General features: G+C 62.4%; 10 protein-coding genes. 7 read left to right on the top strand and 3 right to left on the bottom strand.

What is annotated here, in order from left to right; all coding sequences use genetic code 11:
* Nucleotides 1-219: 219 nt before the first annotated feature.
* On the top strand, nucleotides 220-894 hold the full coding sequence (locus MJD61_14895; protein MCG8556557.1) for a hypothetical protein: 675 nt from the start codon (nucleotides 220-222) through the stop codon (nucleotides 892-894).
* A 70-nt stretch (nucleotides 895-964) separates the two neighbouring features.
* Here the strand turns inward: MJD61_14895 and MJD61_14890 are convergent, their stop codons facing one another.
* Nucleotides 965-1519 (bottom strand): hypothetical protein, encoded by a 555-nt coding sequence (locus MJD61_14890; protein MCG8556556.1) that lies wholly within the window; start codon nucleotides 1517-1519, stop codon nucleotides 965-967.
* 82 nt (nucleotides 1520-1601) lie between these two features.
* Entirely contained in the window at nucleotides 1602-1793 is a 192-nt protein-coding gene (locus tag MJD61_14885) for a hypothetical protein (GenBank protein MCG8556555.1), read from the bottom strand.
* 348 nt (nucleotides 1794-2141) lie between these two features.
* On the opposite strand from MJD61_14885, the gene MJD61_14880 reads away from it, so the two are divergent.
* The 6 genes from MJD61_14880 to MJD61_14855 all read left to right on the top strand — a co-directional run bounded on the left by MJD61_14880 (nucleotide 2142) and on the right by MJD61_14855 (nucleotide 5737).
* Nucleotides 2142-2963 (top strand): JAB domain-containing protein, encoded by an 822-nt coding sequence (locus MJD61_14880; protein MCG8556554.1) that lies wholly within the window; start codon nucleotides 2142-2144, stop codon nucleotides 2961-2963.
* Nucleotides 2902-3039 carry a hypothetical protein gene (locus MJD61_14875; protein MCG8556553.1) on the top strand — a complete coding sequence of 46 codons (138 nt, stop codon included), beginning with the start codon at nucleotides 2902-2904 and terminating at the stop codon, nucleotides 3037-3039. The genes MJD61_14880 and MJD61_14875 overlap by 62 nt, the downstream gene beginning before the upstream one ends.
* A gap of 204 nt (nucleotides 3040-3243) precedes the next feature.
* Nucleotides 3244-3714, top strand: a complete 471-nt coding sequence (locus MJD61_14870; GenBank protein MCG8556552.1) for a hypothetical protein — start codon at nucleotides 3244-3246, stop codon at nucleotides 3712-3714.
* A gap of 360 nt (nucleotides 3715-4074) precedes the next feature.
* Complete coding sequence (locus tag MJD61_14865) at nucleotides 4075-4467, top strand: hypothetical protein (protein MCG8556551.1); 393 nt, start codon at nucleotides 4075-4077, stop codon at nucleotides 4465-4467.
* A gap of 614 nt (nucleotides 4468-5081) precedes the next feature.
* Entirely contained in the window at nucleotides 5082-5318 is a 237-nt protein-coding gene (locus MJD61_14860) for a hypothetical protein (GenBank protein MCG8556550.1), read from the top strand.
* Between the two features lie 92 nt (nucleotides 5319-5410).
* A complete protein-coding gene (locus tag MJD61_14855) occupies nucleotides 5411-5737 on the top strand; it encodes a hypothetical protein (GenBank protein ID MCG8556549.1) in 327 nt (108 codons plus the stop codon).
* A 51-nt stretch (nucleotides 5738-5788) separates the two neighbouring features.
* On the opposite strand, the gene MJD61_14850 is transcribed toward MJD61_14855, so the two are convergent.
* Nucleotides 5789-6307 (bottom strand): hypothetical protein, encoded by a 519-nt coding sequence (locus tag MJD61_14850; protein MCG8556548.1) that lies wholly within the window; start codon nucleotides 6305-6307, stop codon nucleotides 5789-5791.
* Between the last annotated feature and the right edge of the window lie 163 nt (nucleotides 6308-6470).

The raw sequence follows: 6470 nt of genomic DNA, 5'->3' as shown, positions 1-6470 counted from the left end.
GCCGAGGCTCCGGGATGACGGAGCGAGCACCGAGGGCTCTCGCCCCCGCTCCAAGCCACCAACCGGCCGAGTACCCGACGGAACTATCGTCAGCCCCAGGAAACACGCCCGTCAACGGCGTTTTTCCTCAGCCTGCTAGAGCGGGAGGACTGGGAATTCTAAGCCGCCGTTCCGGCCTGCTCGTGTGATAACTTACATTCCGGAAAACGCGAGGAAGCGATGGACAACCTTCGACGCGAAGTCCGCAGATGGATATACGTCGTTTTCTACAGCGAGAAGCGAGCGAAGAAGAAGTTCGATCAGCACGAGAAACGAGTGGCGCGCGTCTCGGAGTCCTGTGTCCGAACGCTTCAGAGAGTTTTCAAGAGGGCTAGCAAGCCGTCGGCTGGATTTCGCCCACTTGCGCGCATCCGCCGCTACTTCCTTTCATCGTTCGCGCCACGGGGGACCATATCCGGGGCCGACGGCTTTCGGTATATGCACCTCTCAGACGCCGACGCGAAACGCTACCCGCTTCACGCGGCAGCCCTGTTGGGCGATATCGACGCTGTCCAGGATCTCCTCTCGAAGGAGGGCCAGAGCGCTACCGGCTCTCCGACGCCAATAACGGTTCACCACGGATACAGCGCTGCACAAGACGGGGACTGCATCTACAGCGCTACTATGCTTCCGACCGGAACGACTCCACTACACCTTGTCTACCTCGGATTGCACGAACAAGCAGACGGAAGAGGCCCATCAAGTCTCGCTACGAAGTGTTGCGCCGAAGTAGGTCGGATCCTCGTCGAACGGGGCGCGAGTATCCACGCCGAAGACGAGCTAGGCAATCCTCCCGAGAACGCCTATCGCTCTTTTCTCGACTCACCTTCGCCTGAATCAATTCCGAAGAACTAGACGTCGACATAGCCTGTGTCGGTGGCTGTCTTTCAGCCTTCGCCCAATCCGGAGGTGCGGAACGCCACACCTAGAACAGCGTGAGCTGTTCGGTTGGCTTGTCGCGCTCGAGCTGGGCGGCCATTTCCTTCTGAAGTTGTCGCAGCGCGCGGAGCTGAGCTCGATTCGCGGCCAGGTGGTTCCACGCCGTAGCCAGACGGGTTGAACCAGCTTCACCAGGCCGCAGGCGGCCATGCCGCTCGGCCAGGACCAGCCGCAGCGCTGAGCGTGCCTCAGCTTCTTCGGCCGCGATCGTCTCTGCCAGCCAGGCCGCCAGAGCTTTAGGCTTCTTCACGCGCTTGGGAATCCGCTTCTCGACCAGGTCGCGGTGCAACGGCTTCCAGGGGAAGCCGCCAGGTGTCCAGCCGCCGGAAAGGTCGCTGCGCCAGGTGTTCGAAAGCTTGGGCTCTCCGATCGTCACGACGGGCGGCATGGGTCCCTGCCGGTCGTCGCTGTAGGCGAAGGGGTCCGAAAACCGCCGCTGTGAAGCCCGCAAGGCCGCTCGAGCATCGGCAACGGCCGCCTCGGCCGCGGTGTGCTCATGCGGCGGCGGGTCGAGGTCTCCGCGCCTAATCTCCTGCTCCATCGTCAGGCTATGAAGCCACGCGTCACGCTCGTCGCGGGATGCCCACCGAGGACACGGTGGTGGAAGATCGCGAGGCCCCTCGTCACCCAACACGGAGTGGCCTCCGCTGCCGGTAGTAGATGCATTTGAGCTCTTCTGGCGCCCAGAGCCCGTCGGGCTCGCCATCGACGACTTCAAGAAGATGCAGTACCTCAAGCACGACTGGATACCGCTCGGCGGCGATCTCGAGCCGTCTTTCGGTGATCGCGGCCATTGAGGGCGCGATTCGGACCATCCAACCTCCTGAACGGGAAAGGCGGACCGGAATCCCGACCCGCCTTCGGTTTCGCTAGCCCGATCTTGCAACCGGACGGTTGCAAGATTGGACCGGGAGCGAGGAAGAGTCAACGCATTTTTGCGTTGGCTTGTCTGAGCGAGTGGGAGAAGAAGTCGCCGGCCGCTTTCGGCCGGCGGCACCAGGGGCCGAGCGAAGCGAGGCCCGAAGCGATTTACCAGAACACCTTGACTCTTGGAGAAGATTCTGGCTGGTTGAAAGGATGACAACGAATCAGTGCAAGCTTGGCAGGCCGTGAGTTCCTACCCACCCCCAAAGAGCGGTGAGGGGGCGCTCTCCGTCGTCTTCGTGCGGGAGGCCATCGTCCAGTATCGAGGGCGCCGGCAGCGGGTCGCGAGTCCGATCCGAGAGCCACACCAGGCCGTCGAGCTTGCGCGGCGCATCGTTCGCGATCATGCGCGCGAGCACTTCCTGGCGCTCTATCTCGACGGGAGACACCGGCCGATCGCTCACGCCGTCGTTTCGGTCGGCACCGCCACAGCGTCGCTCGTTCATCCGCGCGAGGTCTTTCAAACCGCGGTGCTGACGGGGGCGGTCGCGCTGCTGGTGCTGCACAACCATCCCTCGGGCGATCCCGCGCCGAGCCGCGAAGATCGCGGAACGCTTGCGCAAGGCGGGCACCCTCTTGGGTGTCCCGCTTCTGGACTCGATCACCTGGACCCACCGACCGCGCGCTCACGTCTCGCTCCGGGAGGAGCAGCCAGGTCTGTTCTCGTGAGGAGGACGCATCCGGCTAGGGAGAGGGCGGGTCGAAAACACCCCGCCCCTCGGAGCCCTTCTGAGAGGATTTCTCGGGGTCCGGGGGCTGCTTACCCCCGGAGCCCGTTTCGGCGCTCCTACGGGCTCCTACGGCCTCAAGTTGCGCGTCATAGGCCCTGGTCCGCCCTTTCCGTCACCCTGCCCCCGTTCGCCAGGAGGCAACTCCGACCGCTACATCTGGCGCTACACGGACCCCTCAGACGCCGAACTCGAACGAGAGAGGGCAGCCCTAGACTGAGGGGAGGTGAGAGCAGCCGCTTGAGCCAAGACGCAGCCGTCGGAGAACATCATGCGGGAGACGATCGAGCACGAGGCCGGGAACCCGACCGCCGACCTGGTCCAGGTCGTTGACGAACGATTGCGCCTCGCGGGCTGCATCCTGGACTACCTCGAGCACACGGGGTACCAGGCGCCATTGAAGCGGTAGCCCAAGGTAAGCGATCAGCGCGTTGCTTCGCCGGGTAGGAGGAACAGGCAAATGACCGAGCCTCTCAGATACTTGAGCCCGCTCGGGCACACACGAGGAAGATCCTGGGGACCAAACGCGCAGCGACCAGTGGCTTTCGCGGCCAAGACAACGCTCGTGTGGGTAGCACTTTTATCAGCCGCGAGCTCTTCCCTTGCTACCCCCATGGGTGTCTCTACGGGACCTAGCGATTTCGACACGCTGGGAGCTCCACAGAAACAGAACTCGTGTGACAAAGCCAAGGAAGAGCTTCGAAAGAAGCACGAAATCAACGTTGTTCCTCTTCTGAACCAGCTCATTCGCGATCCTGATCCGCGCTCCGCTCTTCGTCAGGTGATTGAGACTAAAAAGGAGGTCCCGGAGCTGGCGCACTGCCTAGGCATGATCTTGCAATGGGACGCTAAGAAGATTGCAGCGGTCCATGACCTCCTCATCCAACTTGGCGACCGGCGAACGGTGCGCCAGCTCCGCAAGGCGCTTAACAAGTACGGCGACGGCGTGATGGCACAAAATTTCCTGAACTCCGGACACTGGGACCTCCGGTCAGCCGCTCATCACTGGGCTGCGGACCACGGCTACGACGTCCATCCATTCCCAGCTAGCGGTACCGCTGTTCCGCGTTGGGGGGGGAACTAGTGTGCTACCGGGCAAGCGGGGAGATGCCGCGCGCTTGGCACTTTCATCCAAAAGGAGACCGTCCGCGTTCTGATCGATAAAGGGCGCATCGTGAGAGGAAGAGTGACGGCGGCATACTTGGGTGGCGCCTGAGCCCGTTCCTGGCTTCCGCGACCGAACAAGCTTGATCGTCGCCTGAGCTGAGCGGAAGGTCTCTCCGTCCATCGATAACGGGGGGAGGAGGCGTCAGTCGTGCAGAAGTGTCACAGATGCAAGAAGGAATACCGACCTGGAAGGGATTCGGAAATCGTTACAGATGACGATGTCCGAGAGGCTGCTGGACTACACATTGGCTCCGGCCGCGGTTTGCGAGAGGACTCGTTGAGCGACCCGAAGGCATCGCTTTTCGAGACGTCATCGCTGTCAATCTGGAAGAGATTTGACCAACGAGTCCGCTATTGGGCCGCACGGAGCTTGCAGGGCTATTGGACGTGTGGACACTGCGGGACGGGCAATGAGTTTCTTTCGAAGGGCGCATACAAGACCTACGTCATCTGTCGGAAACACCAAGGCAACGTCGACGTCGGATATCTCATTCTCGAGGAAGGCAATCGAGCAGCACTTGCTAGCGATCCACGTGATGCCACTATTCTCAGGAGCGGTGACGAGGCGAGAGAACTGGCCTCGAAGATCCAAGTACGGCTCGACGGCGAGCTGCCGGGCTCAAGAGTGGAGGCGATTCCCTTGTATCAGGCCATCTACGCTTCGAGATAGAAAGCAGGGGACTTGCGATGCTCCGCCCTCGTGGGCGTCGAAGCGGATGACGTTGCGCTTCGTCTTGGGATTAGCCGGCCTTGAACCACCGGCGGCGGCGCCCCTCGGTCGGCGAATGATGTTGACCGCGGCGGAGGCCAATGCTCGGGACAGCTCCGCGCACACGCGCTCGATATCAGAGCACACCGGGTGACGGCCTCATCGTCTTGGGAGTACCTCTATCATCAAGACTCGTGGGTCGAATGGCTTCGCAGCGAACCCGAAGAATCACTGCGTGACATGGAGGATTGGATCTTGTCCCTCGCGGGCCTTCCGCACGGGCGCAAGATGCTCTCAGGAACGTGGGTACTGATTGTCTTAGCAACCGGATTCATCGCTTGCCTTTCGTATCACGTGTTCCGAAACAGTTGAAACGCATCCTTAGGACCGCGCCCGGTGCGGCCCACGTACGCGCCTACCGCGCCGTAGCCTCTTCCGGGGACCTGGGCGAAGAACCCTCTTGACTCTCGTCGCGATTCCGGGTCTGTTAGTAGGAGTTATCGAAACAACGAAAGGAAGCGATTATGCCAGAGAGTAAGAACCCCCCTGTCTATGAAACCCCTTGGTACAACCGCGTGTCAGCGACCGTCTGGGCCCGTGCGGGTCAACACGGCGACTTCTACAGCGTTACGATTCAAGAGCACTTCCAGGACGCCAGCGACGGCGACAAGTGGAAGAGCACGAAGTCGATCAGCGCCGATCGGCTCGGGAATGTCCCCGTCGCCGTCATGGACGCGCAGCAGTGGATCGCGCGAAAGCAGCGGAACGACGCCCAAGCGCGCCGCGAGCAGCCCCGCGCAGCAAGCGCCTAGAGCGGGTTAGCCGTCCCGTTGTGCGGCCGGGTGGTGCACCGCCCGGCCCTTCCTGCCTGGACATACAACGCAGTTTCGTGATATGCAAGACGATGCTCGATTCCGACTACCCCTCACCAGAGCTCTATGACCCCGGCGACTACTTCGCCGATCCGGAGTTTGTCGTGCTGCGCGACAGCATCTCGGCGAATCTTGCCGCGATGAAGCGCGGCCTCTCGATCTACCGCATGTACCGAAGCAGCCACTGGGACGAGCAGCTCTTCTGGGATCGCCTCACCGCGGCCGTCCGAGCCGGCGAGTTCGACGCCTACCTCCGCCGCGCGAAGCCGGGCCAGCTCCCCGACGTCTACGCGCTCTGGCTTCCCCACTTCGAGTCCGGCCGCTTCGACCACCTCATCCGCGAGTGGGCGAAAGTCTGACTAGCGCTCTCTCTCGGGCGCCGGAGGTCTTCGCTCGTGGAAGGTCGACTCTCAGGCCGCTGCGACCAGAGTCCCCTTTTCCCCGACCCGCTCGCGCTCGCCCACAGCACTAGCCAACGCGTGCCGGGTGTCTTGGTACTGCTTCCAACGCTCTACGCTCCCCTCAAGACCCTCGCGACAAGCCTGGCGCACCTGGTCGTCGCGCGCGCGGTCGATCGCACGCACGCTATCGCGATGCGTGCGCGCGTAGTCGTCGAGGGATTCTTCGCGCTTTCGCGCGACCTCTTTCTGATCGAGGAGCTTCTGGATCTCCCCGCCGAGCGCCTTGTGCCGGCCCTCGAGCTTCCGCCTCTCGATCTCCGAGAGCAATCCTGCCTCCCGTGCAACCTGCGCCTCGATCTCGTATCGCTCGCCAAACCACCGCGAAATCAGGCCGTCGCAGTTGCTCTGTGAGCGATCGATGCTCTGTTGCTCGTCCAGAAGATCCTTCTGGATCCGCCGGTCCTGACGCTGGGATGCCGGCGGACAGTGGTCAGCCGGACCGAACGCAAACGGATTCGCCTTTTCCATGAGATTCACCCCCCGCGGCGGCGTCTAGCAGGCTGCTGAAAAACCCCCGGCGATCTGGGCTTCCAGATGGTAGAACGGCCGTCGGGGGGTGACGGTATGCGAGGCCCGGATCAGCCGCAGTCGGTGATGTTCAGGTACGTGCGCCTGGAGGACCGAATTCCGG

Source organism: Pseudomonadota bacterium (assembly GCA_022361155.1).
In the GTDB taxonomy this organism is placed as follows: domain Bacteria; phylum Myxococcota_A; class Polyangia; order Polyangiales; family JAKSBK01; genus JAKSBK01.
The sequence above is the reverse complement of the archived record's forward strand: the minus strand, read 5'-3'. Positions and strand labels throughout refer to the sequence as shown.

Excerpts from the sequence above, each read along its gene's own strand:
- MJD61_14895 (MCG8556557.1), top strand. The coding sequence starts at position 220 with ATGGACAACCTTCGACGCGAAGTCCGCAGATGGATATACGTCGTTTTC.
- MJD61_14890 (MCG8556556.1), bottom strand. The coding sequence starts at position 1,519 with ATGGAGCAGGAGATTAGGCGCGGAGACCTCGACCCGCCGCCGCATGAG.
- MJD61_14885 (MCG8556555.1), bottom strand. The coding sequence starts at position 1,793 with ATGGTCCGAATCGCGCCCTCAATGGCCGCGATCACCGAAAGACGGCTC.
- MJD61_14875 (MCG8556553.1), top strand. The coding sequence starts at position 2,902 with ATGCGGGAGACGATCGAGCACGAGGCCGGGAACCCGACCGCCGACCTG.
- MJD61_14870 (MCG8556552.1), top strand. The coding sequence starts at position 3,244 with ATGGGTGTCTCTACGGGACCTAGCGATTTCGACACGCTGGGAGCTCCA.
- MJD61_14855 (MCG8556549.1), top strand. The coding sequence starts at position 5,411 with ATGCTCGATTCCGACTACCCCTCACCAGAGCTCTATGACCCCGGCGAC.
- MJD61_14850 (MCG8556548.1), bottom strand. The coding sequence starts at position 6,307 with ATGGAAAAGGCGAATCCGTTTGCGTTCGGTCCGGCTGACCACTGTCCG.